The organism is Stenotrophomonas maltophilia group sp. RY12688, from assembly GCF_052149045.1.
GTDB classification, from domain to species: Bacteria; Pseudomonadota; Gammaproteobacteria; order Xanthomonadales; family Xanthomonadaceae; genus Stenotrophomonas; species Stenotrophomonas sepilia.
Genome location: NZ_CP197389.1, coordinates 3406882 through 3432859 on the forward strand (window position 1 = coordinate 3406882; position 25978 = coordinate 3432859).

General features: G+C 67.1%; 21 protein-coding genes. 7 read left to right on the forward strand and 14 right to left on the reverse strand.

All coding sequences use genetic code 11. The features are described from left to right. Nucleotides 1–207 precede the first annotated feature (207 nt). The 3 genes from ACS0OT_RS15900 to ACS0OT_RS15910 all read right to left on the reverse strand — a co-directional run bounded on the left by ACS0OT_RS15900 (nt 208) and on the right by ACS0OT_RS15910 (nt 4369). On the reverse strand, nt 208–2271 hold the full coding sequence (locus tag ACS0OT_RS15900; protein WP_235646277.1) for a TonB-dependent copper receptor: 2064 nt from the start codon (nt 2269–2271) through the stop codon (nt 208–210). Between the two features lie 72 nt (nt 2272–2343). Next, entirely contained in the window at nt 2344–2763 is a 420-nt protein-coding gene (locus tag ACS0OT_RS15905; protein ID WP_005418850.1) for a DUF2946 family protein, read from the reverse strand. Between the two features lie 622 nt (nt 2764–3385). Next, complete coding sequence (locus tag ACS0OT_RS15910; RefSeq protein ID WP_005418854.1) at nt 3386–4369, reverse strand: LysR family transcriptional regulator; 984 nt, start codon at nt 4367–4369, stop codon at nt 3386–3388. 209 nt (nt 4370–4578) lie between these two features. On the opposite strand from ACS0OT_RS15910, the gene cysK reads away from it, so the two are divergent. Together cysK and ACS0OT_RS15920 are read left to right on the forward strand one after the other, a co-directional pair. Continuing rightward, nucleotides 4579–5538: a cysteine synthase A gene (gene cysK, locus ACS0OT_RS15915; protein WP_061479314.1), complete on the forward strand. Its 960-nt coding sequence runs from the start codon at nt 4579–4581 to the stop codon at nt 5536–5538. A 210-nt stretch (nt 5539–5748) separates the two neighbouring features. Beyond that, the gene (locus ACS0OT_RS15920) at nt 5749–6348 is read left to right on the forward strand and encodes an O-acetyl-ADP-ribose deacetylase (protein ID WP_065185299.1); all 600 of its coding nucleotides are present in this window, start codon (nt 5749–5751) and stop codon (nt 6346–6348) included. A 92-nt stretch (nt 6349–6440) separates the two neighbouring features. On the opposite strand, the gene ACS0OT_RS15925 is transcribed toward ACS0OT_RS15920, so the two are convergent. The 8 genes from ACS0OT_RS15925 to gap all read right to left on the reverse strand — a co-directional run bounded on the left by ACS0OT_RS15925 (nt 6441) and on the right by gap (nt 18191). Beyond that, nucleotides 6441–7583 carry a hypothetical protein gene (locus tag ACS0OT_RS15925; protein ID WP_005418859.1) on the reverse strand — a complete coding sequence of 381 codons (1143 nt, stop codon included), beginning with the start codon at nt 7581–7583 and terminating at the stop codon, nt 6441–6443. Between the two features lie 129 nt (nt 7584–7712). Beyond that, on the reverse strand, nt 7713–8717 hold the full coding sequence (locus tag ACS0OT_RS15930; protein ID WP_005418861.1) for a class I fructose-bisphosphate aldolase: 1005 nt from the start codon (nt 8715–8717) through the stop codon (nt 7713–7715). A 196-nt stretch (nt 8718–8913) separates the two neighbouring features. Continuing rightward, nucleotides 8914–10380 carry a pyruvate kinase gene (gene pyk / locus ACS0OT_RS15935; protein ID WP_005418863.1) on the reverse strand — a complete coding sequence of 489 codons (1467 nt, stop codon included), beginning with the start codon at nt 10378–10380 and terminating at the stop codon, nt 8914–8916. A gap of 178 nt (nt 10381–10558) precedes the next feature. After that, nucleotides 10559–11212 (reverse strand): HAD hydrolase-like protein, encoded by a 654-nt coding sequence (locus ACS0OT_RS15940; protein WP_279946592.1) that lies wholly within the window; start codon nt 11210–11212, stop codon nt 10559–10561. Further along, entirely contained in the window at nt 11209–12384 is a 1176-nt protein-coding gene (locus ACS0OT_RS15945) for a phosphoglycerate kinase (protein WP_005418866.1), read from the reverse strand. The genes ACS0OT_RS15940 and ACS0OT_RS15945 overlap by 4 nt, the downstream gene beginning before the upstream one ends. A 649-nt stretch (nt 12385–13033) precedes the next feature. Then, a complete protein-coding gene (locus tag ACS0OT_RS15950; protein WP_442255888.1) occupies nt 13034–14410 on the reverse strand; it encodes a DUF3999 domain-containing protein in 1377 nt (458 codons plus the stop codon). Next, nucleotides 14407–17061, reverse strand: a complete 2655-nt coding sequence (locus ACS0OT_RS15955; RefSeq protein ID WP_442255889.1) for a DUF2339 domain-containing protein — start codon at nt 17059–17061, stop codon at nt 14407–14409. Before ACS0OT_RS15955 ends, ACS0OT_RS15950 begins: the two co-directional genes overlap by 4 nt. A 125-nt stretch (nt 17062–17186) precedes the next feature. After that, entirely contained in the window at nt 17187–18191 is a 1005-nt protein-coding gene (gene gap / locus ACS0OT_RS15960) for a type I glyceraldehyde-3-phosphate dehydrogenase (protein ID WP_005418885.1), read from the reverse strand. A gap of 192 nt (nt 18192–18383) precedes the next feature. Here gap and ACS0OT_RS15965 point away from each other — a divergent pair, with 192 nt between their 5' ends. The 3 genes from ACS0OT_RS15965 to ACS0OT_RS15975 all read left to right on the forward strand — a co-directional run bounded on the left by ACS0OT_RS15965 (nt 18384) and on the right by ACS0OT_RS15975 (nt 21071). After that, nucleotides 18384–19013, forward strand: coding sequence for an OmpW/AlkL family protein (locus ACS0OT_RS15965; RefSeq protein ID WP_005418891.1), 630 nt, complete (start codon nt 18384–18386; stop codon nt 19011–19013). Between the two features lie 427 nt (nt 19014–19440). Then, the gene (locus tag ACS0OT_RS15970; protein WP_111201929.1) at nt 19441–20259 is read left to right on the forward strand and encodes a S1/P1 nuclease; all 819 of its coding nucleotides are present in this window, start codon (nt 19441–19443) and stop codon (nt 20257–20259) included. An 11-nt stretch (nt 20260–20270) separates the two neighbouring features. Further along, nucleotides 20271–21071, forward strand: coding sequence for an MBL fold metallo-hydrolase (locus tag ACS0OT_RS15975; protein ID WP_139727572.1), 801 nt, complete (start codon nt 20271–20273; stop codon nt 21069–21071). Between the two features lie 53 nt (nt 21072–21124). On the opposite strand, the gene ACS0OT_RS15980 is transcribed toward ACS0OT_RS15975, so the two are convergent. The 3 genes from ACS0OT_RS15980 to ACS0OT_RS15990 are packed head-to-tail and all read right to left on the reverse strand — an operon-like array spanning nt 21125 to nt 23245. After that, nucleotides 21125–21688 (reverse strand): hypothetical protein, encoded by a 564-nt coding sequence (locus ACS0OT_RS15980; RefSeq protein ID WP_329889113.1) that lies wholly within the window; start codon nt 21686–21688, stop codon nt 21125–21127. Next, nucleotides 21685–22887, reverse strand: a complete 1203-nt coding sequence (locus ACS0OT_RS15985; RefSeq protein ID WP_235646242.1) for a M56 family metallopeptidase — start codon at nt 22885–22887, stop codon at nt 21685–21687. Before ACS0OT_RS15985 ends, ACS0OT_RS15980 begins: the two co-directional genes overlap by 4 nt. Beyond that, a complete protein-coding gene (locus tag ACS0OT_RS15990) occupies nt 22880–23245 on the reverse strand; it encodes a BlaI/MecI/CopY family transcriptional regulator (protein WP_065179075.1) in 366 nt (121 codons plus the stop codon). The genes ACS0OT_RS15985 and ACS0OT_RS15990 overlap by 8 nt, the downstream gene beginning before the upstream one ends. Nucleotides 23246–23363: 118 nt before the next feature. Here ACS0OT_RS15990 and ACS0OT_RS15995 point away from each other — a divergent pair, with 118 nt between their 5' ends. Together ACS0OT_RS15995 and ACS0OT_RS16000 are read left to right on the forward strand one after the other, a co-directional pair. Then, a complete protein-coding gene (locus tag ACS0OT_RS15995; RefSeq protein ID WP_065179076.1) occupies nt 23364–23921 on the forward strand; it encodes a flavin reductase family protein in 558 nt (185 codons plus the stop codon). 34 nt (nt 23922–23955) lie between these two features. Then, complete coding sequence (locus ACS0OT_RS16000; RefSeq protein WP_139727575.1) at nt 23956–25908, forward strand: acetyl-CoA hydrolase/transferase C-terminal domain-containing protein; 1953 nt, start codon at nt 23956–23958, stop codon at nt 25906–25908. Nucleotides 25909–25978 lie beyond the last annotated feature (70 nt).

Sequence of the window (25978 nt, forward strand, 5' to 3'; positions counted from 1 at the left end):
GCGTTTACCGGCGTGGAACTTAGGCTGCGATAGCGCCTTGAACCCGTTCCGTGCAAGGCTGCCATGGGCAGTGTCGGCGTGTGTCGGGGTGTATCCAGTGGTGCACCATCGCGGCCGTCATCGTAGAGTCGAACCTGCCCGACCGAGGGCGTCGGGCGGGGACGGATCCTGGCGGGGATCCGGCCCCGTTTTTTTATGCCCGGCGGATCAATACCGGTAGTTCAACTTCATCCACACGCTGCGCCCCGGCTCGTTGATCCGCACCGGGTCGGCCGGGAAGCCGAAGTCGGCGCTGCCGGCCAGGTTCAGGTGCTCGCTGTAGGCGCGGTCGAACAGGTTGTCGACGCCGGCGCTGAGCTGCAGCTGCGAACTGAAACGGTACGCGGCATTGAGCGCGAAGGTGGCAAACCCGGCGCTCGGCCCGAGGTCCTGCGCGACCACGTTGCCCTGTCCATCTGCGACACGATGCTGATGGGTCACCGCGCGCAGCAATGCGCCGGCACTCCAGCGCTGGCCCTCCCAGTTCGCGCTCAGGCGTGCTTCCAACGGCGGCATCTGCGGCAGCGGACGCTGCTGGTCGCGGTTCTCTCCCCAGGCATAGGCCAGCGTGCCGCCCAGCTTCCACTGCTCGGTCAGGCTCACTTCCAACCCGGCCTCGGCACCGGCAATGCGCGCCTCGACGTTGCTGGCCTGGCTCATGCCCATCATGCCGCTGCCGTGGTAGGTGAACAGGATGTAGTCCTGGATCTGCCCGGCATAGGCCGAGACCCAGGCCTGCACGCGCGGTCCCTTGTACTGCAGGCCCACGTCGAGCTGGGTGGTGCGCTCGGGCTGGATGCCGGCAAACGCGTTCATTGCACCGGCCGGTCCGTGGTCGGGCGAGAACAGCTCCCAGTAGTCGGGCATGCGTTCGCTGTGGCCGAGGCCGGCGTACCAGGTCAGGCCGTCGGCCAGGTCCTGCTCGTAGCGCAGGAAGCCACTGCCGAGCCACGCCTTGCGCTTTTGCTCGGCCGTTGGGTTGGGCCGGCTGCCCATCATTCCACGGATCGACTGCCGCTCATCACGCACGCTGGCACGATCGATGCGCAGGCCGCTGATCCAGCGCTGATCGGTGCCGGCGCCGAGGGTCAACTCGGTGAAAACGCCATAGCGGCGGAAGCTGGCATCGGTCTGCCACGCCGCCTGGCGATAGGTGCCCCGGCCCATGCCCATTCGCCCACGATGGCGGCTGTCCTCGCCATCCACACCCGCCACCAGTTGCACGTCCTGCCGGCGCCACTCGGAACTGACCCGGCCGCCCTGGGTGCGTCGGTCCACGTTCGATGCCATCGGCATCGGCATCATGCTGTGCGGATTCGGCGTTCGCAGCGTGTAGTTGTCCATCACGTGGTCGGCCTCGTTGTAGTACACGTTGGCCTGCACTGTGTCCCAGGCACCCGGCAGATTGCGCTTCTCGAAGCGCGCGGCGTAGCTGGTGCGTTCGAACGCGGCACCGTCCATGCCGCGCCCCGCGTAGCGTGCGATCGCATCGCCGGCACCGGCAGAAATTTCCAGCAGCGTGTCGGCATCCGGCGTCCAGCCGATCGCCACGTCACCGTTCCACTTGCGCCACTGCGATGGCACCACATCGCCGTTGCCGTCCTTGTAGTCATCGGCTTCGGAACGGTTGCCGCTGGCGCGCACATAGCCGGTCGGGTTGCCCAGGGTCAGGTCCAGCACCTGGTCGTTGCGGTTGCGCGAACCGACCAGCGTACTGGCATCGGCACGCAGGCCCGGTTCCTCGAAGCGCGGTGTATCGCGTTCGAAGCGCACGGTGCCGGCCGAGGCACCTGCCCCCCAGCGCACGCTCTGCGGGCCCTTGATGATGGTCAGGCGGTCGAAGCTCTCCGGTGCGATGTAGGACAGCGGGTTGTCCATGCGCGAGGGGCAGGCGCCGATCAGGTTGCCGTCATTGCTGAGGATGTTCAGGCGCGAACCCAACATGCCGCGCAGCACCGGGTCACCGTTGGTGCCGCCGTTGCGGATGGCGGAGAAGCCAGGAACGGTCTTCAGGTAATCGGCGCCGTCACTGGCAGGGACCGGCTGCCGCGGCAGGCGTGGATCGGTCACCCAGTGCAGTGGCGACGAAGGCGCGGCGGCGGTGACCACCAGCGTATCGAGAGTGCGCGCCTCTTCGGCGGGCGCGGCATGGGCGAGCGTTGCAGCTGCGGCCAGGCCAAGGGCAACCGGCAGGCGCACGCAGGCGCCCGCGGGGCGGGAAGTCATTTTCATCGGAACAGCTCCAAGGTACGCACGCGCGCACGGCGCCCGGTCAGGCGTCGTGCGGCAGATTCGACAGGAAAATCAGCGGACGATGGAGGCGCGCGGTGGCCCACGCGCGGCGTGTGCCGGCCAGCGCAGTGCCGGTAGTACCTGCTGTGACCACGGGAATACCAGCCGCGGCCGCCACAGCAGTGGCAACAGCAGCACCAGTACAGCCAGCCACGGCAGCAGGCGCATGGCCAGCACGCAGTATTCGCAGGCTTCGCCATGCATGGCGTGGGGATCGGCCGGTGGGGTCGGACTCCGTTGCCCGTGCAGAGGGCTCTGACCCACTGCGGCAGCGTCGTGGTGCATGTGCGCGTGGTCCATGCCTGCCATCGCCGCGTGGTCCATCGGCGGCGCCTGCAGCGCGCGGCTGACCAGTGGCGCAAGCACCATCAGCAGCGTCGCCAGGACGGCGAGCTGCAGCAGGAGGCGCTGCGGGCGGGACAGGCGGGTCACCCCGCTAGTGTAGAGGCGGGTCCAGGGTTGCCCGTGCGACGAACCGTCGCAGGCGTTTGCGACACCCCGTCGCGGGGGTGTTCGGCAGGGCTGCGCCCTGCACCTGCAGAGACCACGTCCACGGCAAGAGCCCAAGCAACAGCAAAAGCAAAAGCGGTTTCCTGTGGGTAGGCGGGGTGGGTCCGGTTGCGGGGGACGCCGTAAATACGTCCATGCAGGCTCGGCTCACGCCCCCGCAACCGGACCCACCCCGCCTTCGACAGTCTTCTGCGGTCTGTTGAAACGGCTCTTGGGGTCAGATCCGTTTTCCGCAGGAAAACGGATCTGACCCCAGATGCATTTCCATATCTGACAGGTTTCATCCACGCATGGCGTGGATCTACCGTGTCGACCAAGGTCGACACCTACCAACAGCCATCGGAATCTGTCAGAGGCGGGGCGGTGTGGGCAGGCAGGACCGTTGGCGCCATGGATGGCGCCATCGAGCCCCCAGGGATGGGTTTACGGCGTGTCCTGCCTGCCCACACCGCCCCGCCGCCCCACGGAAGCCAGCAGTTGCAGTTGCTTCGGCTTTTGCCTTTGATTCGGCAGGTGCAGGGCTGCACGCCCTGCTCGACCCACCTCACACCGTGATGGTCTGGGTCAGCGACTCCCAGGTCGGTGGCACCGGCCACGCTGCGGCCTGGTTTCCATCCAGCACCCGCCGCAGGTCGCGCGGATCAATCTGTGGGGCCAGCACGTGCACCAGCTCCAGCGCGTAATCACGCAGCACGCGGTCGCGCGGCAACACCGCCCAGGCGATGCACTCGCTGATCGGATCCGGCGCCGGCCACGACCTCAGGTCTTCGTCATTGGAACTGACCGCCATCTCGGCCAGCAGGCCTACGCCCAGGCCCGTGCGCACGTAGGTCTTGATCAGGTCGGCATCGAGCGCGGTCAGCGCCAGGTCGGGCACCAGCCCATTGGCGGCGAAGGCGCGTTGCAGGGAAGAGTTCGGTCGGGTCGAGGATTCGTAGCTGATCAACGGCTGGCGGGCCAGCGCGGCCAGGTCCGGTGCGCGGCCGGCGCGGTCCAACGGGTGGCCCTTGGGTACCACCACCAGGCGCCGCCAGCGGAACAGCGGCACTGCGATGCCGTCGGTTGGCTCACCGCCTGCGGTGCTGATGATGGCGATATCGGCGTCACCCTGGTTCAAGCGGTCCAGCGCGTCGGTTTCACCGGCCTGCTGCAGGTGCACGCTGACCTGCGGATAGGCCTGCTTGATCGCCGCCACCGCCGGCGGCAACACGAAGCGCGCCTGGGTGTGCGTGGTGGTCAGGATCAGCTGGCCCTGGCTTTCGCGCCGCTGGTTTGCCGCGTACGTACGGATGTTGTTGGCTTCGGCCAGCACTGCGCGGGCACGCGCGATGACTTCGGTTCCGGCCGGGGTAACCGACTCCAGGCTGCGCCCCTTGCGCACGAACAGCAGGAAGCCGAGCTCGTCCTCCAGCTGCTTGAGCTGCTTGGACAGGCCGGGCTGGGTGGCGTGCACGCGCGAGGCGGCCAGCGTGATGTTCAGCTCGGCGTCGGCGATGGCTACCAGGTAGCGCAGCTGGGTCAGCGTCATGGGCAGGCAGGCGGCATGGGGCGGAAGTCCACTCTAGGGTCAATTGCCGTCACCAGCTTATAACCAAAGGTTGTTTAAGAAAGGTATCTGGTCATTTCCGGGCGTCATATGCCGGCGCTACGGTCAGCCGGCAGCCGCTGGCCTGAACGGCCAGCCCTCCCCCCTTCGCCCGCCGTGACCCGTCGCGGCCCCGTTTCCGGAGCGCTCCCATGGCCCTGTACGACTCCATCCTCGATACCGTCGGCAACACCCCCATCGTCAGGCTGCAGCGCCTGGCGCCGCCACAGGTCAGCGTCTACGCCAAGGTCGAGTCGTTCAACCCGGGCGGCTCGGTGAAGGACCGCCTGGCGCTGGCGATCATCCTCGATGCCGAAGCACGCGGCCTGCTCAAGCCGGGCGACACGATCGTGGAGGCCACCTCGGGCAACACCGGCGTGGCACTGGCGATGGTCGCCGCCGCGCGCGGCTACAAGTTCGTGGCCACCATGGTCGAAACCTTCTCGGTCGAGCGCCGCAAGCTGATGCGTGCCTACGGCGCCAAGGTGATCCTGACCCCGGCCGCCGAGCGCGGCAGCGGCATGGTGCGCAGGGCGGCCGAGCTGGCCGAGCAGCACGGCTGGTTCCTGGCCAGCCAGTTCGCCAACCCGGCCAACCCGGCGTATCACCGCAACACCACCGCTGCCGAGATCCTGCGCGACTTCGCCGGCAAGCGGCTGGACTACTTCGTCAGCGGCTGGGGCACCGGCGGCACGCTCACTGGCGTAGGCGAAGTGCTGAAGGTGGCACGCCCGCAGACCCGCATCATCGCCACCGAACCGGCCGGCGCCGCCCTGCTCAAGGGGGATGACTGGAAGCCGCACAAGATCCAGGGCTGGACCCCGGACTTCGTGCCGGACGTGCTCAACCGCGACGTGGTGGATGAACTGGTCTCGGTCGAAGACGATCGTGCAATCGCCACCGCGCGTCGCCTGGCCGCCGAGGAAGGCATCTTCGTCGGCATCTCCGCCGGCGCCACCGTGGCCAGCGCGCTGGACATCGCTGCCCGCGCTGAACCGGGCTCGGTGATCCTTGCGATGCTGCCGGACACCGGTGAACGTTACTTCTCCACGCCGCTGTTCGCCGATGTGAACGAAGGATCCGACGACGACTGGCTGGCCGGCCTGCCGTAACAGCAGGGGTCAGAGCCTTTTCCGTGCGGAAAAGGATCCGCCCCCTTCCCGCTTCAGCCTGCGTGAAGGCGTCGCCCGCCATCGTGCGCGAAGGCCGTTGGATCGCAGCGCGTGAGACGGTCATGACGCAGCATCGATGCCCTGTCCCCTACCGTGGGAACAGCCGGCGCAGATGCTGCGCGGATCACCTCACAGGCAGGAGACGGACGCATGAAGATCGAGGTTTGGCAGGGCGACATCACGACCCTGGCGGTGGATGCGATCGTCAACGCGGCCAATGAAACGCTGCTCGGTGGCGGCGGTGTCGACGGCGCGATCCATCGTGCGGCCGGGCCCGCCTTGCGGGCCGAATGCGAGCAGTTGCCGGAGCTGCGCCCGGGCGTGCGTTGCCCGACGGGTGAAGTGCGCGCCACCGGTGCCCATGCGTTGCCGGCGCGCCATGTACTGCACACGGTAGGCCCGGTCTGGCACGACGGCCAGCGCGATGAACCGGCGTTGCTGGCCAACTGCTACTGGAAGTCACTGCAGCTGGCCGAATCACTGGGCGTGCACTCCATCGCCTTCCCGGCGATCAGCTGCGGCGTGTATGGCTACCCGTTGTACCAGGCCGCGCAGATCGCGGTCACCGAAACACTGGCCTGGCAGCGCAGCCATGCGCAACCGATGCGCATCGTGCTGGTGGCGTTCAATACCGCAACGGCCAAGGCCTACCAGCAGGCGTTGAGCGCCGCCGGGCAAAGTGCTGACAGCGAACCGCGTGGGTCGCTGCTGCCGCCGCTGGGCGATGCGGGCCTTGCCGCCGCGCACTGAACCGTGGTGCTTCAGGTAAAAGAAAAGGCCGGGCATTGCCCGGCCTTTTCCGTTGCAGCGTAGTGCTCTTCCACGCACGGCGTGGATCACACTCAGCGACTGGAGGCTTCCACCGCGGCGGCATCATCGGCCACGGCGGCTGCATCGGCTGCGGCACGTGCCGCCGAGGCTGCGGCCCCGTCGGCGCTCGCGCCATCCACCTGCACGCGCACTTCCACCATGCCTGCGCCATTGTTCAGGCTGGACACATCGACGGTGTAGTGACCGGCCGGCAGGGTTTCTTCCAGGCGTGAATTGGTACCGTTGCCGCCGTCGTCGTCGGTCAGCTCGACATCGCCGCCAACCACGCGCAGCAGGGTATCGACCTGGCTGGAGATCGCATCCAGGCGCACATCGGCCGGGCGGTCCAGGGACAGCAGGAAGCGGCGGCGGCCATCGTTGTCGAGCATCGTGTACACGCTCCCCGACTTCGGCAGCGCCGTACCATCGCGCTCGACCAGATTGCCGGGCAGCTCGATGCGGGTGGCCGACAGGGTGAACATGCCGCTGACGCCGTCGCCCAGGCCACGCGCGGTCAGGGTGTACTTGCCCGGCTTCAGCGACAGGGTCAGGCGCGAGTTGGTGCTGTCACCGCCGTCGTCATTCTCGGCATCCACGCCCTGGCCCGACAGCTTCAGCACTGGATCGAAGACCTCCGACACCAGGCGGATCTCGTACAGGCCGGCCTTGTCCACCTGCAGGGTGTAGTCCTGGGAACCACCGGCCAGCATGTCGACGATCTCGCCGCTGCCCGCCAGCGGCTTGCCGTCGTACGGCACCAGCTTCTCGGCACGCAGGCGGTACGGACCATAGTCGGTCGAGCCGTTGGCGTTGACCGCCACCTGGTAGATGCCGCCACCGTTGGCACGGAAGGCCAGCGAGACGTCGCCTTCGCGCTCGTAGCCGGTGTTGCTGCTGGCCACCAGGCTGCCGTTGTTGAACACGGCAATCGAGCCACTCAACGAACCGGTCAGCTTCAGTCCGACCAGTTGCTTGTCTTCCAGCTTGATCTGGTAGAGCTGGTGGTGGCTGCCGTCGTTGTAGTTGATGCCGCTGCGCGAGGTGATCTCGCCGGATACCGGCTTGTCGAAATCGAGCGACGCGGCCTTGCCCGCATCCGCGCCGCCGCCGATGCGGTTGCAACCGCCGGCGACCAGGACCGTGGCTACGGCCAGTGTGATTGCTGCCAAACGCATGTTGTTTCTCCTTGGCCTTCCATGTGGTTCCCACGCACCGGCCAGGCGCATGGGGGCGGAAAAGATACCCGCAAAAGCAAACGCCGGCGTGATGCCGGCGCTGCCTTGTTCATCCAGCGATGGGACGGATCAACCGTTCCACTTGCCCAGCGCCGCCAGGCCGTTGTCCCTGGCGCGCTCGTACACGGTCTTCTGGGCAGCAGCGTAGTTGCCCTTCATGTCCTTGGCCCACAGCTTCAACGCGGCCTGCTGCATGGCGCGGCCGTAGGAGAAGCTCAGCGGCCACGGCAGGTTGCCCAGCTGGTTCATCGCGTTCAGGTGCTCGGTGGACTGCTCGTCGCTCTGGCCACCGGACAGGAACACGACGCCCGGCAGGATCGCCGGCACGGTGCTCTTCAGGCACATCACGGTCGACTCGGCCACTTCCTCGACGTCGGCCTGCTCATCGCAGCCCTTGCCGGAGATGACCATCGACGCCTTCAGGATGGTGCCTTCCAGCAGCACGTTCTGCTGATACAGGGCGTCGAACAGCGAACGCAGGGTGGCTTCGGTGACTTCGTAGCAGGTCTCGATGTCATGATCGCCGTCCATGATCACTTCCGGCTCGACCATCGGCACCAGGCCGCATTCCTGGCACAGCGCTGCATAGCGGGCCAGCGCATGGGCGTTGGATTCGATGCAGGTACCCGACGGGATGCTCTCGCCGATGTTGATGACTGCACGCCACTTGGCGAAGCGCGCGCCCAGCTTGTAGTACTCCTGCAGGCGCTCACGCAGGCCATCGAGGCCTTCGGTCACCAGCTCGCCCGGGCAGCCGGCCAGCGGGTGCGCACCCTTGTCCACCTTGATGCCCGGAATCATGCCGTGGTCGGCCATGTACTTGGCGAACGGCACGCCGTCCTTGGTCGACTGGCGGATGGTTTCGTCAAACAGGATGGCGCCGGAAATGTGCTCGTTGAGCTTCGGCGTGGTCAGCAGCAGCTCGCGGTAGGCGCGACGGTTCTCCTCGGTGTTCTCGATACCGACGCCGGCGAAACGCTTGGCGATGGTAGCGGTGGATTCGTCGATCGCGATGATGCCCTTGCCCGGGGCGACCATGGCCTGGGCGGTTTCAGCCAGCTGTTCGATGCTCATGTATTTCCTGTGGCGGGTGCGGGAAAAACACAAGTATAGCCCCGCGGCCCGTTGCCTCGCCGTGGAGGACAGGATGGAAACGCTTCCAATGTCCGCACCGGACACGCCGTGTCCTGCCGTCGGGGGTCAGGGCCCCTGCGGGATCTGACCCCGGGGTCGGATCCACAACGCGGCGCCGGCCCCAGGGCAGCACTACTTACAGGTCGCCCAGGCCGATGGCGCGGCCGTCCTCACCCACTTCCAGCAGGCGCAGGGTATTGGTGGCACCGTGGGTTTCCATGTGCTCGCCACTGGTGAACACGACGCGATCACCGGCCTGCAGCAGTTCCGATTCCACCAGCAGGCGGATGCTGCCGCGCGCGGCTTCACGCGGGGTCAGGCCGCGGCTGTCGAAGTTGATCGGGAACACATCGCGCATCAGCGCCATCTGCCGGCGCGCACCGTCATGGCGGGTCACCGCGAACACCGGCGCCTTGGCCCTGAAACGCGACAGGTAACGTGCGGTGCCACCGGATTCGGTCATCGCCACGATCGCGCGCACGCCCACGTGCTGCGACAGGAACATGGTGGCCATGGCAATCGCCTGGTCGGCACGTTCCAGGTTGCGCGGCGACGCGTTGAAGTCGGTCTCGGTCTGGAACTGGCGCTCGGCACCCAGGCAGATGCGTGCCATCGCCTCCACGGCCTTGACCGGGTAGGCGCCAGCGGCAGTTTCCGCCGACAGCATCACTGCGTCGGTGCCGTCGATGACCGAGTTGGCCACGTCCAGTACTTCGGCGCGGGTCGGGATCGGGCTTTCCACCATCGACTGCAGCATCTGCGTGGCGGTGATCACCACCTTGTTCTGCGCCAGCGAGGCCTTGATGATCTTCTTCTGCAGGCCCGGCAGCTCGGCATCGCCGATTTCCACGCCCAGGTCGCCACGGGCGACCATCACCACGTCGCTGGCCTCGACGATTTCTTCCAGGTTCTCGATTGCCTCGGTGCGCTCGATCTTCGACACCAGCGCGGCATCACAGCCGTGCGAACGGGCGATGTCGCGCGCATCGTTCATGTCCTGCGCATTGCGGCAGAACGACACGGCGATGAAGTCCACGCCAATCTTGGCAACGATGCCGATCAGCTCCTTGTCGCGCTCGGTCAGCGCACCCAGCGAGAGGCCGCCGCCCTGCTTGTTCAGGCCCTTGCGGTCGGACAACACACCATCGTTGAGCACGGTGTTGACGATACGGTCGCCCTGTACTTCCACCACCTGCAACTGCATCAGGCCGTCGTCGAGCAGCAGCACATCACCCGGGCCGACGTCCTGCGGCAGGCCGAGGTAGCTCACGCCCACCTCGCTGGCAGTGCCCGGGCCGGCGTTCTCGCTGGCGATCAGGTCGAAGCGGTCGCCCGCCTTCAGCTGCACCTTGCCTTCGGCGAAGCGCTCGATGCGGATCTTCGGGCCCGGCAGGTCGGCCAGGATGCCCACTTCCACGCCCACGCGGGCCGCAGCGGCACGCACTTCGGCGGCACGCTTGGCCTGGCCGGACGGATCGCCATGGCTGAAGTTGAGGCGCACCACGTTGACGCCGGCGCGGAACAGATCCTCCAGCACGCCCGGCGGGTCAGTGGCCGGACCGAGGGTGGCAAGGATCTTGGTGCGACGCTGACGCTCGAACATGGTGGATGGGCCTCTCCCGATAAAGAACGGAAATTAGCACATCCTTCACGCCGCATGTATACGGTTACAGCCTTGTGCCGCCTGACTTCGCGGGTCATGGAATGGACATCATCCGGACATACGCTGGCGCAGGGGGGCGGTTCTGTGGAGCCGAGCATGGGCTCGGCTCCACAGGAAGCTAGGCCAGCAGCGCTTCCAGCTGCGCCGGCTCACGTGCCAGCTGGCTGGCACCGGCTTCCGTCAATTCCGCCTCTCCGCCAAAGCCCCACAGCACGCCGACACTACGCAGGCCGTGGTGGCGCGCGCCTTCGATGTCCATGCGCCGGTCGCCGATCATCCAGCACTGTGCAGGCTGCACCTGCAGCCGGCGCAGTGCCTCGCCGACCAGTTCCGGCTTGTGGCTGCGCGAGCCATCCAGGGTTGAACCGACGATCTCCTCGAACAGCCCACCGAACGGCAGGTGGGCGAGGATGCGGCGCGCGTGCGGCTCGTTCTTGGCGGTGACCACCGCCAGCCGGTGTCCACGGCCATGCAGCGTGCGCAGCGTGCCTTCCACCTGCGGGTACACCTTGTGCTCGCGCCAGCCTTCGACGTCGAAGCGCTCCCGGTAGTAGCCCACAGCCTGTTCCACCCGCGCCGGTTCGACGAACAACGGCGCGAAGGTGGTGCGCAGCGAAGGACCGATCCAGCCCAGCAGGGTTTCCTGCGGCGGCACCGGATGGTCCATCTTCTGCAGCGCATAGGCGATGCAGGCGGTGATGCCCACCTGCGAATCGATCAGCGTGCCGTCAAGATCGAAGAACAGCACATCCTTGCCGCGCTCGGCGCTCATGCGCCGCGCGCGTCGAGTGCGGCGACAGCCGGCAGGGTCTTGCCTTCCAGGAATTCCAGGAACGCACCACCACCAGTGGAGATGTAGCTGACGTCGCCGGCGATATCGAACTTGTCGACTGCGGCCAGGGTGTCGCCACCGCCGGCGATGGAGAACGCCTTCGAGCTGGCGATCGCGCGGGCCAGCGCTTCGGTGCCCTTGCTGAAGGACTCGAACTCGAACACGCCGACCGGGCCGTTCCAGACCACGGTGCCGGCCTTCTCGATCAGCTGCGCGTACTGCGCGGCGGTCTGCGGGCCGATGTCCAGGATCAGGTCGTCTTCGGCAACGGCATCGACCGCCTTCACTTCCGCGGCAGCGTCGGGCAGGAACTGCTTGGCGGTGACCACGTCAACCGGCAGCGGAATGTCGGCGCCGCGTGCCTTGGCATCGGCCACGATCTTCTTCGCGGTATCCAGCAGGTCCGGCTCGTACAGGGACTTGCCGACGTTGTAGCCAGCTGCGGCGATGAAGGTGTTCGCGATACCGCCACCGACGATCAGCTGGTCGACCTTGCCAACCAGATTGGCCAGCAACTCCAGCTTGGTGCTGACCTTGCTGCCGGCGACGATGGCCAGCAGCGGCTTGGCCGGTGCATCCAGCGCCTGCGCCAGCGCGTCCAGCTCGGCCATCAGCAGCGGGCCACCGGCCGCGACCGGTGCGAAGCGGATGACACCATGGGTGGAGGCCTGCGCACGGTGCGCGGTACCGAAGGCATCCATCACGAACACGTCGCACAGGGCGGCGTACTTCTTCGACAGGGCCTCGTCATCCTTGCCCTCGCCGACGTTCATGCGGCAGTTTTCCAGCAGCACCAGCTGGCCCGGCTGCACGTCGACGCCGTCGACCCAGTCGCGCACCAGCGGAACGTCGCGGCCCAGCAGTTCGGACAGGCGCTGGGCGACCGGTGCCAGCGAATCGGCCTCGCTCCACACGCCTTCCTTCGGGCGCCCCAGGTGCGAGGTGACCATCACCGCCGCGCCCTGCTCCAGCGCGCGCTTGAGCGTCGGCAACGAAGCGGTGATGCGCTGTTCGGAGGTGATGCGGCCATTCTCGATCGGCACGTTCAGATCCTGGCGGATCAGCACGCGCTTGCCGGAGAGGTCGAGGTCGGTCATGCGGACAATGGACATGGGCAACTCTTTGGCTCGGGGACGGGATGCCGGTCTGCGGCAGACGGCCATTGTATCGGGTGCGGCTGGTGGGAGGGCCGATGCCTGCGGCAGGCAGAGGCGCAGGGCAAATGCAACAGCAACAGCAACTGCCAAAGCGCTGGCGCTTCGTGGTGCTGTGAGTGGGCCGGGGTGGTGTGGGCTGGCAGGGGACGCCGTGAATCCATCCCTGGAGGCTTGGCAGCCGCATCCATGCGGCTGACACCCCTGCCAGCCCACACCGCCCCGGCCTCGGCAGGCACCTGAGGTGATGCAGATGGCAAAGGCAAAAGCGGTTTCTGGTGTCGGAGAAAAATGTAGAGCCGAGCCCGTGCTCGGCTGGGTCTATCGCGAACAGCAGCCGAGCATGGGCTCGGCTCTACAAAGAGCGCCCTGCCAAGCAGCTTTTGCTCTCCTTTTTTTCTTTCCGTGGGTGGACGCACACGGAAATTGTCAGAGGCCGGGCGGGGTGGGTTCGCGGGGGTGCCAGCCGCATGGATGCGGCTGCCAAGCCTACAAGGACGTACTTGCGGCGTCCCCCACGAACCCACCCCGCCCGGCCAAGCGCGGCTTTTGCTTTTGCTTTGCACGACCAACCCCACCCACGAGGGGCTGCGCCGTTCGCCGGAACCTACGCCGAAGGCGCAGGCTTCTGCCGAAGCAGGCTGAGCGCCAGGCCACCCACCACCAGTACGCCCAGGCCCAGCAACGCCCACAGCAACCACGATTTCCAATCGCGCTGCGGCTTCAGCGCCGCATCGCCGGCCAGCGGCTCCGGGCTGCCTTCCAGGCGCGCCAGTGTTGGCTGCCACGAAGGATCGTTGCGCTGCCGAAGTTCCTCGATCAGCACCCCGATCGGCGCGTCCGTGCGGCGCGCGGTCGCGCTGCCCACCGCCAGTGCGTAGGGCGCCGCACCCTGGCTCAGGAACACCAGCACTTCCGGCTGGTAACCCAGGCGCAGCGTCGGCGCGGTGGCGGTTTCCGCCGGATTCGCCACCAGTTTCCAGTAGCGGTCGCGGTGCACCCCGCCCAGCGGCTGTGCCGCCGACTGCTGGCGCTGGCCCTGCGTGCCCTGCTGCACCTGGTAGGCGATCCACGGCGCGCTGCGACGTTGCCATTCCGCACTCTCGTCATCGCGGCTGAACAGCGTCCATTGCACCAGGCTGTTATCGGTGCTGGCGACATCGGCACGTGCCACCGGGAACCGGCCATCCATCTCGAAGGTGTACTCGCCCTTGCCCGACGACGTCGGCTCCAGCGACAGCCATTCCCAGGGCAGCGTGGCCGGAGCTGGCGGCAGTTCCGCCAGTACGCCGCGCAGGGCCGGCAGGCGCGAGTCGCCCTGCGCCAGGATGCGCAGGTAGCGTGCAGCGCCGTCCACCTGCAGGCGGCGCTGCAGCAGGCGCTTGCCGGCGCGCTGCAGATCCACCAGCGGCACGTCGCGGCCAATCGATCGCCAGTGCTGCAGGTCGTCACTGGCATCCAGCTGCACCTGCACCTGCAGCGGCTGGCCGCTGTCGTTCCAGTCCAGCACCAGTGCCGCCAGCGGCTGCTGATCGAGCATGCTGGCGTCGATCAGCCAGCCGCCCTGCCCGCTCGACCCTGCCCCGCCACCCACCCGCGCTTCGACCCGGCGCACGCGCCCATCGGTATCACGCTCGGTCAGCAGCTGCAGGTCGTTGCGCTGTGCATCGGCCAGCGGCGGCAGCACGAACCACGGCAGTTCACGCTGCACCGGCGACTGCGCCAGCGGCTGGTCCGGCGCCAGCAGTGCCGACGGCAACAACTGGCTGGCCGCGTTGAACACCTGCAGATCGCTGAGATCGGCGGTCACGGCACGGCGGTAGATCGCCGGCTCCAGCACGATACGGTAGGCACCGGACTGCGCACTGGACAATGTGAGCGGCCATTGCTCGGCATACTGCGTGCGGTAATCAGCCGCCTGTACCACGACGGCGGCCAGCATGCCGAACATCGCCGGCAGCAGCGCCCTGCTCCACTTCCTCATTGCGTTTCCTCCACGGTCGGCGCCGCGCTTGGCGGTGCCGGTGCCAGATAACCCACGACCGTGCACAGCAGGCCGTAGGCGATGAACGATGCGATGCCCAGCAGGTTGCCCAGGTGCTGGCGATCGACAATAACCAGCTTGGCCAGCACCACGCCCATCAGCACGGCACCGACCATCCACAACACACGCTGGCTGCGACGCGAACCCCACACCCAGGCAATCACACCCAGCACGCTCCACAACACGGTCAGGCTGGTCTGCGCCAGGCTGAAGCGCATCATCGAGGCATTCCACGCCAGTCCACCCCATTGGTGCACGCCATGCAGCACCAGGCTGGTCAACGCGAGGAAGGCCGCCAGTGCCAGCAGCGGCATGCGGATGTTCAGCAATGCCTGCGGTGCCTCACTGCCGTACAGCCAGCGCGCCAGCAGCAGCAGGCTCAGCCACTGGCCGATCTCGGCCGGATTCAGCACCGGCAGCCACAGCAGCGGTGCGGCGTCGCCCGGCAGCAGCTGGCCCAGCAGCCAACCGATCGCCAGCAGGCCGAACAGCACGCACTGCAGCGGGACGCGCGCGCTGTCGAATGCCGCGCCCAGCGGCCAGCGCAATGCGTTCCAGCGCCACAGCGACAGCGCCGCCATCAGCAGCCACGGCAAGGTCACCAGCAGGGTCGTCCAACCCTGCGCCAGGCCGGCCTCGCCACTACCCCACAAGGCCAGCAACGAAAGCAGCGACGGCCACAGCAGCCACCACAGGAACTGCGCGATGCGGGCCACGGTATCGCCGCCTTGGCGCAGGCACAGCAGGGTACGCACGCCCAGTACCGCGAACACCGCCCAGGCCAGCGCGCCGTGGCCGGCGAACGGCTGGTGGTGTGCATCGCTCTGCATCAGGGCCAGCGGGAAGCCCAGCGCGAGCATGGCCAGCGCGGTCACGCCCAGCGCACGCGCCGGCTGGCGACGCTGCGCTTCGGCCGCCAGCCAGGCAGTGACCGCGGCCAGCACCAGCAACGCGTCCACTTCGGTGCGGTACGGGAAGAAGCGGGTGATCTCATGGACCAGGCCGCCCAGCCACCACAGCAGGCCCCACAGGTAATACACCAGTGCGACCTCATGACGCGGCCTGCGCTGGTAGCTCCACGCCGACGCGAAGCCGGCCAGGGCCAGCAACAGCGCGCCAACGGCGGTCGGGTTGATCAGGAAACGCAGGTCTTCGTGCCAGTGGTCGCCACCGGCAACGAAGGCGAATGCGGCGCCGATCTGCAGCAACGCGCCGGAGACCTGCGGCAGCCACCGCTTCTGGCGCAGCCCCAACCACGCCAGGCCAGCGCCTTCCAGTGCAAACACGGCGCCCGTGGCGCGCGCCGACAATGCCAGCGGCACCGCCAGCGTGGCGAAACCCACCGCGAGCACGGCATGCGACTGCGCCAGCACGGTGTACGACGCACGTGCGATCAGCGCCCGGGCCAACACCGCGTAGATCGCCGCCAGGCCCAGCGCGCACAGTGCCAGCGTCATCGGTTGCGCGTGCAGCATGCCTGCCTGCAGCGAGAACGCGACCAGCGGCGTGCCGAACACCAGGCTGCCATCGATCAGGTCACGGCGGCCGGCCGGCTGGCGACGCGCGTACAGCAGCGGAATCAGCAGGTAGAACACGAAGAACAGCGCCAGGAACGACTCAGTGCTGCTGAACTTGTCCGGTGCGTACTGCAGCACGCCCCAGAAGGTGCCGATGCCGAAGGTGAAGGCGAAGCCCAGCAGGTTCAGCGCGCGCCACGGGCGGAACCAGGCGATGGCGAAGATGCCCGCATTGAGCACGGCGTAATAGCTGAACAGCCCCACGTGGTTGCCACTGCCGGTGGACAGCCACAGCGGTGCCATGAAGCCGGCCAGGATGCCCAGTACGGCCAGCGTGCGCGAGTTCTGCACCACCGCCAGCACGCACAGCCCGGCCACAAGTGCGATCGAACTGGCAAAGGCAAAGGCCGGCGGAATCAGGTCGAAGCGCTTGAACGCCGCGAAGATGGTCAGCAGCAGTACGCCGATGGCACCGCCCTGCAGCGCCAGGGCAAACAGCCGCCGGCGTTCACGCTGGTGCCAACCGAAGGCCAGCAGGCCCAGCGCAGCCGCGGTGATGCCGGCAAGGCGCAGTTCGATCGGCAGCACCAGCCAGCCCTGGTCGCTGACGTACTTCAGCAGCGCTGCGACACCGGCCAGCAGCACCAGCATGCCGATCTTGACCGGCACGTTGCCTTCGGTGAACCAGCGCTTGACCGCACCGATGCCACGCTCGATGACATTGGGCAGTTCCGGTTCGGAAGGCAGCGGCGGCACCGGCGGTGGCGCAGCAGGACGGGGGACAGGCACCTCGGTGGGCGTTGCTTCGCGCACCGGTGGCTGCGGGGGCTGAGGCGCAGCAGCAGCGGCGGCCGGCCGCAGGAACGGTGGATCGGCGCTGGCAGCAGGTGCGGCCACAGGCCGTTCAGGCGCGGGTGCGGTGGCGGCCGGCCTGACGGCGGCCGGCGCGGCGGCCATCGCGCTTTCCAGCGCAGCGACGCGGCGGCGCAGGCCGGCAATCATCACCAGCGCGACCACCAGCAACAGCGGAATGGCCAGAAGAACCAGTACGACCAGGGCTATCAGTGCTTCCATTGCGTGCTTCCAATGCGATCCCGCGCCCCAGCGGCGGCGGTCGACCGCCCCATGCTACGACAGGGTGGGTCCCATAAACGACGAACCCCGGCCAGGCCGGGGTCCGTCTGCGATCTACACCGGCCTTACTTGGCGGCGATGACCTTGGCCATTTCCAGGCACTTGTTGGAGTAGCCCCACTCGTTGTCGTACCAGGTCACCAGCTTGACGAAGGTGCCGTCCAGGGCGATGCCGGCGTCGGCGTCGAACACCGAGGTGCAGGTCTCGCCGCGGAAATCGGTGGCCACGACCTTGTCTTCGGTGTAGCCGAGGATGCCCTTCAGCGCGCCTTCGCTCTGTGCCTTCACTTCAGCGCAGATCTCGGCGTAGGTGGCTTCCTTCTCCAGCTCGACGGTCAGGTCGACCACCGACACGTCCGAGGTCGGGACGCGGAAGCTCATGCCGGTCAGCTTCTTGTTCAGTTCCGGGATGACCACGCCGACGGCCTTGGCCGCACCGGTGGACGAGGGAATGATGTTTTCCAGGATGCCACGGCCGCCGCGCCAGTCCTTGTTGGACGGGCCATCGACGGTCTTCTGGGTGGCGGTGGCCGCATGCACGGTGGTCATCAGGCCGCGCTTGATGCCCCACTTGTCATTGATGACCTTGGCCAGCGGAGCCAGGCAGTTGGTGGTGCACGACGCGTTGGAGATGATTGCCTGGCCAGCATAGGTCTTGTCGTTCACGCCGAACACGAACATCGGCGTGTCGTCCTTCGACGGGGCCGACATGATGACCTTCCTGGCGCCGGCATCGATGTGCTTCTGCGCGGTTTCCTTGGTCAGGAACAGGCCGGTGGCTTCCAGCACCACGTCGGCGCCGACCTCGTCCCACTTCAGGTTGGCCGGGTCGCGTTCCTGGGTCAGGCGGATCTTCTTGCCGTTGACCAGCAGGTCGTTGCCCTGCACCGCTACGTCGGCCTTGAAGCGGCCGTGCACGGAGTCGTACTTGAGCATGTAGGCCAGGTAATCCGGCTCCAGCAGATCGTTGATGGCCACGATTTCGATGTCGTCGCCGAAGTTCAGCACCGCCGAGCGCAGGACGTTACGCCCGATGCGACCGAAACCGTTGATACCAACCTTGATTGCCATTTCTCAAGCTCCTGCAGCCGCGACGGGTGCGGCGGGATGGATAGGGCCCACAAGTCTAGCAGGCCGGGGCTGGCCACCGTGGGCCAGGCCGGGCCGCCAGCAGGTCGGCGGACAGGATTTGATCCGGATCAAAGCGTTAGCGCGGCGTGAGGCCGAGACTGTCGCCATCCACCCAGCAACGAGAACACCCCCATGCGCAAGACCTCCTCCCTGATCGTGGCCAGCCTGGCCGCCGCCCTGTCCCTCGCCGCCGCCCCGGCCATGGCCCAGTCCAAGGGCGACTGGACCGTTTCGGCCGGCGTGCACCAGGTGGCGCCGAAGTCGAACAACGGCTGGCTGGCCGGCGGCACCCTGAAGGTCGACGTCGACAACGACGTCAAGCCGACCATCACCGGCGAGTACTTCATCGCCGACAACCTGGGCATCGAAGTGCTGGCCGCGCTGCCGTTCAAGCACGACATCAACATCAACGGCCTGGGCCGCGTCGGCAGCACCAAGCAGCTGCCGCCGGTGGTGACCCTGCAGTACCACTTCAACAGCAAGGGCAAGGTGTCGCCGTTCGTCGGTGCAGGTGTGAACTACACCACCTTCTTCAGCGAAGATACCACCGGTGCATTGGCCGGCAGCAAGCTGAAGCTGCAGGATTCGTGGGGCCTGGCCGCGCATGCGGGCATCGATTTCGCGATCGGCGAGAAGGGCGCCCTGCGCGTGGACATGCGCTGGATCGACATCGACAGCAAGGTGAAGTTGAACGGCGAGAAGATCGGCACCGTCAACATCGATCCGCTGGTCTACGGCGCTTCGTACGTCTTCAAGTTCTAAAGCGGTGTGTTGAGTGCGGGGGGCTTCGCCCCCCGCTCCCCCGCTATACGCAAAACCCTCGCAGCATGTTGCCCCGGTGATTGCCGGGGCTTTTTTGTGCCTGGGACTGAAGCGGTTCCGGAGCTGGGGCGAGGCGGGGAGCAGAGCCTGTACATCCGAGGCGTAATGGTTGCCTGCAATTGCAAAAGGCGGATTTTGATCCTGCATTTGTTCTTGATGTTGCCTTTGACGTTTGCATCCGCCTCCGCAGCCATGTTGGATGGGGCTGCAGGGGCAGGCGCTGCGGGACCGTCCGCGGCATGAATGCCGCGGCCGAGCTTACAGGGACGTACTTGCAGCGTGTCCCGCAGCGCCTGCCCCTGCAGCCAGCCCCCAGCAGACAGGAACGCGCCGCTCTTCAATCCACCTACCCCGCTAGAATATGTGCATGAAAGCCCTGCACTCCCTGTTCCTCGCCGCCGCCCTGGCGCCGGCCCTGCTGTCCGTCTCCGCCCCCGCCCATGCCTGGGGCGCGCAAGGCCACCGCCTGGTTGCCGAAGTCGCCGACGCCCGCCTCAACCCCGCCGCCCGCGCCGAAGTGGACCGCCTGCTGGCTACCGAAGCGGACGCCACCCTGGCCAGCATCGCGCCGTGGGCCGACCAGCTGCGCGCCAAGGACCCCGGCCTGGGCCGTCGTTCGGCCGGCTGGCACTACGTCAACATCGCCGAAGACGACTGCCATTACGAAGCACCGAAGCACTGCAGGAACGGCAACTGCATCGTCGAGGCCCTGAAAGCACAGAGCGCCATCCTGGGCGACCGCAGCCTGACCGATGGCGAGCGCCTGCAGGCACTGAAGTTCGTCGTGCACCTGGTCGGCGACATCCACCAGCCGATGCATGCCGGTTACGCTCATGACAAGGGCGGCAACGATTTCCAGCTGCAGTTCGGCAACCGCGGTACCAACCTGCACTCGCTGTGGGACAGCGGCATGCTCAACACCCGCAAGCTGGACGACGCCGGCTACCTGCCGCTGCTGCAGAGCCAGCGCGCGCCGAAGCTGGCGCGCCAGTCCAACCCGCAGCGCGACCCACAGACCTGGGCCGAGGCCAGCTGCCGCATTTCCATGCAAGCTGGCGTTTATCCGGCCACGCGTAAAATCGGTGACGAATACACCGAGCGCTACCGGCCGCTGGCCGAAGCGCAGCTGCGACTGGCCGGCGAGAACCTGGCGCAGTTGCTGAACCGCGTGCTCGGCACGCGCTGAGGAGAATTCCGATGCCGGTCCAGGTGCAGTCGTTCTTCCACCGTGACAGCAATACCTTCAGCTACCTGGTCAGCGATCCGGCCAGCAGTGAGGCGGCGCTGATCGACCCGGTCCTGGACTACGACCCGGACACCGACGCCAGCAGCGAATCACCGATGCGCGGGGCATTGCAGGCCATCGAACAGCAGGACCTTCAGCTGCGCTGGCTGCTGGAAACCCATGCCCATGCGGACCATGTGTCGGCCGGGCGCCGGCTCAAGCAGCGCTTCCCGCACGCCACGCTGGCCATCGGTGAAGGCATCCGCGCGGTGCAGGCCACGTTCGCGCCGCGCTATGGCCTGCAGCTTCCGGCCGCCGATGAGATCTTCGATCACCTGTTCAGCGACGGCGAAACCTTTGCCATTGGCGAGCTGCAAGGACAGGTGATCGCCGTGCCCGGCCACACCAGCGACAGCATCGCCTACCTGATCGGCGATGCGCTGTTCACCGGTGACTCGCTGTTCATGCCCGACGGCGGCACCGCACGCTGCGATTTCCCGGGTGGCGATGCCGCGCAGCTGTACCGCTCGATCCAGCGCCTGCTGGCGCTGCCCGATACCACCCGGGTTTTCGTCTGCCACGACTACGGCCCGGGCGGGCGTGATTTCGCCAACGAAACGACCATCGGCGAACAGCGCGCGCACAACATCCACGTGCATGACGGCGTGGCCGAGGCGGAGTTCGTCAGCGTGCGCCAGGCCCGCGATGCTACGCTGGAAGAACCGAAGCTGATGCAGCCGGCGGTGAAGGCCAACATCCAGGGCGGGGCCTGACGTACGCCGGGCAGAGCCCGGCGCCATCGGTTTCCATCACGGACCGCGAGCGTTCATTTTCCCTGCGTGCGCACCACATGCTGGCCCTTCACAATCTCGAAGGTGAAGGCGTACTGCAGGGTGACCGCCACCGGCTCGACCCGTTCGGCGCCCCGGCAGTCACCGCGGTCGGCAGGCACCTTGCCAGCCGCGAAGTGGCAGACCGCTGCGGACGAGTACTTCCACATCGCCACGGCCTCCTGCGCAGCCTGCAGCAGGGGCGCATTCTCGCCCGCAGCACCTGCCGCGCACTCCGGGCGATCGGTCAATGGCAGGCTGCGCTCGACGACGCCGTTGGCATCAACCACCACCTGCAGGCAGATCGTGGTCGGCGCCAGTTCCGCACGCGGGTCACGATCGCCGACCTCCGGGGCCGGTGCCGCGTACAACTGCGGCATCCGGTAGCCCTCGGTCGCACCCAGCGAATACGCCTGCAACTGCCCACTGCCACCGCCCGCCTGCGGCTGCAGTCGCTGGTGGCCGACATTCTCGCTGCGGGTGTGCACGGTGGCCAGCCGTTCCTGGCTCGCACACCCCACCATCAGCGCTACCACCACGAGCAGCGGCGCGGACTTCACTGGGCGTCCTCGCTGTTGTCCATCGCAAAGGTGATCGGAATCTTCACTGCGCCTGCCACCGGCTTGCCGTTCTTCATCGCCGGCCGATAGGTCCAGCTGCGCGCTGCGGTGATCGACACCGCGTCGAACACGCCCGGATTGGTGGCACTGAGCACCCTGACATCGGTGGGTTGGCCGCTGGCATCCACTTCCACGCGCAGGTTCACCACGCCCACCTGGCGCTCCTCGACCGCGGATTTCGGATAGGAAGGCGGTGGCATCTTGACGACCTGGATCTCCCGATCCATGACCGCCGCTGCCGGGCGGCCAGCCATCGCATCGCCCTGGCTGGCCCACGCCAATGCGCCCATTCCCAGGCACAACCCGACGACCAGCACCTGCCCCGATACCCACGGCAATGCCTTCCGCTTGGACTGCTTCAACATGGCGATACGCTCCTTCAACACGGGTTGGCTGCGCCAATGGCAGACCGCTGGCGCAACCGGGTGGACCAGCTGCGCCTTCAGCAGCGTGCTGGCGTAAAGCCCGCGCAGCGCAGGCTGCGGGGCGATGGTGCGGGCATCGCAGGCCAGTTCCTGGTCGCGCAGGAAGCAGCGTGCGGCCCAGGGCACCAGCGGGTGGAACCAGAACACGGCACGCATAAGCAGCAACGCACCATTGGCCCAGTGATCGCCATTGCGGCGGTGGCTGCGCTCGTGCAGCAGGATCAGGCTCTGTTCCTGCGCGCTGAACTGCTGATCGAAGTCAGGACCGACCACGATGCGCGGCCGCCACAGCCCGACCAGCGCGGGCAGGCCGGGGTCGCCACTGGCCTGCCAGCTGCCATCGGTGCGCGGCGTCAGCGGGCCCATGCGCCGTTCGAAGCGACGCTGCGCGCGCAGGTCGCGCAACAGGCAGGCACCTGCGCCCGTCGCCCACAGCGCCAGCAACAGCCCACCCCATGGCAGCGACGGTCGGCTCAGCGCATCGATGGCACCGGGCATCACTTTCAGCGGCAACGTCGGTACCTGCTGCAACAGCGCAACCTGCGGCAGCGGCAGCATCAGCGCCAACAGCAGCATCGGCAGCAACCACCAGCTGCGATAGGCCAGTCCAACGCCACCCAGCCGCAGCAGCAACGGACGCAGCACAGCCAGCATGATCACGCCTGCCGCCAGCCACAGGCTGGCCTGCCATAGTCCGCCGAGCAGCTCAGTCATGATCCAGCTCCTGGATCAGCTTCTTCAGTTCGGCAATGTCCTGCGCGCTCAACTGGCCACGTTCGCTGAAGTGCGCCACCAGCGGTGCCACGCGGCCTTCGAAGACACGGCCGATGAAGTCCCGGCTCTGCGCCTCCACCCACGCCTGACGCTGCAGCAGCGGCCGGTACAGGTATCGCCGGCCATCGCGCTCAGCGGCGATGGCGCCCTTGGTCAGCAGGCGGTTGAGCAGGGTCTTGATGGTCGGCTCGGCCCAGTCGCGGTGAGCCAGCGCAGCCACCACATCATCGGCGCTGCGCGGTGCCTGCTGCCACAGCACCTCCATCACAACGGCTTCGGCTTCGCTGATCGGGATCATTGTTTACATCCGTAATCGATAATCTGATTACGCGCGTAATCGAACCTCCTGTCAAGCCCCTCGACTCCGGATTCATCGGCTTTGCGCCAGCATCGAGCACTCCCGGCCGAGGCTTCGGATGAAAGCGCTTCCCAAGAAGGAATTCCCGGTCGAGCAGGCCCGACGCTTCCTCGAACCCGGCCCGATCGTGCTGGTCAGCACCGCCTGGCGCGGCCAGCGCAACCTGATGACGATGGGCTGGCACATGGTGATGGGCTTCTCGCCGTCGCTGGTCGCCACCTACCTGTGGAATGAAAACCACAGCCATGCACTGGCCGTCGGCAGTGGCGAGTGCGTGATCAACGTACCCGGCGTGGAACTGCTCGATACCGTGGTGGACATCGGCAACTGCAGCGGCCGCGAGGTCGACAAGTTCGCCCGTTTCGGGCTCGATGCGCTGCCCGCGCGCGAGGTCGGTGCGCCGCTGGTCGGGCAATGCCACTCGAACTTCGAATGCCGGTTGTACGACGACAGCCAGGTGGCGTCGAGCAACCTGTTCATCTGGGAGATCGTGCGCGCCCATGTTGCGTCCCGGCCGAAACTGCCGCGCACGGTGCATTACCGCGGCGACGGGCAGTTCATGGTGTCCGGCGTGGAAGTCTCGCGTCGACGGCGGTTCAAGCCCGACATGCTGTAATGCCCGCACTCCCCCGCACGCAGGACCGCCACGCATGACCGAACACCTCACCGACCTGGACGCCGCCGTCGACTGGTTGTTAGCGCGCGTGGACGGGCCGCTGCGGATCGGGGCACCGCTGGCGCTGGGCAAGCCACATCGGCTGCTCAACGCCCTGTATGCGCGCGTCGAGCACGATCCCTCACGGCCGCTGCAGCTGTACACCGCGCTGTCGTTGAATCCGCCGAACGCGCGTGGCAACGGCCTGGAGGCACGCTTCCTGGCGCCGTTTGCGCAGCGCCACTTCGGCGACGATTTCCCGCGCCTGGCCTATGCCGATGCGATCGCGCGCGACGCGTTGCCAGCGCACGTGCAGGTGGAAGAGTTCTACATGCAGTCCGGCGCCCTGCTCGGTTCGCGGCAGGCGCAATCCAGCTATACCAGCCTGAACTACACCCACGCCGCCGATGCGGTCGCTCAGCGCGCACCGCAGGTGATCGTGCAGAAGGTGGCGATGCGGCCGAATGACCGCCGGCTTTCGCTGTCGTGCAACAACGACATCACCCAGGACACGCTCGATGCGATGACCGCGCGCGGCCTGCCGCGCCCGTTGCTGATCGCCGAGATCGATCCGCAGCTGCCCTACCTGGCCGGCTCGGCGACGGTCGATGTGTCGTTCTTCGATCTGGTGATCACCCCACCGCCACCGTACCCGGCGCTGTTCGGGCTGCCGCGGCAGCCGGTCGGCGATGCCGACTACGCCATCGGCCTGTATGCCAGCACCCTGGTGCGCGACGGCGGCACCCTGCAGATCGGCATCGGCACGCTGGCCGACGCGCTCAGCCATGCGCTGGTGCTGCGCCACACCGACAACGCGCGCTACCGCCGCGTGCTGCATGCACTTGATCCGCAGCTGGCCAGCCACCCGCTGGTGCAGGAGATCGGCGGCGTGGACCCGTTCGAAGTGGGACTGTACGGCTGCAGCGAGATGCTCAACGAGGGCTTCCGCAGGCTGGTGCAGACCGGGGTGATCAAGCGCAAGGTGCACGACGACCTGGCGCTGATGCAACGCATCGAAAATGGCAGCACGCTGTCCATCGACCATGCCACCCTGGCCGCCGAAGGCGAGTACCTGCACGGTGCGTTCTACCTGGGCTCACCGGAGTTCTACGAGTGGCTGCGCACGCTGCCGGAAGACGAATGCCGTGCGATCGGCATGCGCCGCATCAGCGAGATCAACCAGCTGTATGGCGGTAACGAGGCACTGGAGCGCCTGCAGCGCCGCCATGCGCGCTTCTTCAATTCCTGCATGATGGCTACCGCGCTCGGCGCGGCGGTATCGGACGCGCTGGACGATGGACGCGTGGTGTCCGGCGTGGGCGGCCAGTACAACTTCGTGGCGATGGCACATGCCCTGCCGGAAGCGCGCAGCGTGCTGATGTTCCGTGCCGCACGCGATGACAAGGGCCACCGGGAATCGAACGTGCGCTGGAACTACGGCCACACCACCATCCCGCGCCACCTGCGCGACATTTACCTCAACGAATACGGCATCGCCGATCTGCGCGGCCTGACCGACGAAGACTGCGTGCATGCGATGACCGCGATCACCGAAGCGCCCTTCCAGGGCGATCTGCTGCAGCAGGCACACGCCTCGCGCAAGCTGCTGGCGGCGTCCCAGCCCGACCCGCAGCGCCAGCAGCGCAACACGCCGCAGGCACTGGCCGCGGCACTGGCCCCATTCCGTGCCGATGGCAGCCTGCCGGACTACCCGCTGGGCAGCGATTTCAACGAGATCGAGCAGGTGCTGGTCAAAGCGCTGGCGTGGCTGAAGGCCAACACGCAGACCCGCAGCGACAAGCTGCGCACCGTCTGGGCAGCGCTGCGGCAACCGGCCGGCGACGGCGATGCGGTGTACCTGCAGCGCATGGGCCTGCAGGCACCGAAAGATTTCGCCGAACGCCTGGACGCGCGGCTGCTGCGCCTGGCACTGGCACGCACCGCCTGAAAAAAGGGTACGGCGGGAATCAAGTCGTTTGTGCACATACGACTTGATTCCCTCCGTCCCCTTTTTCTTC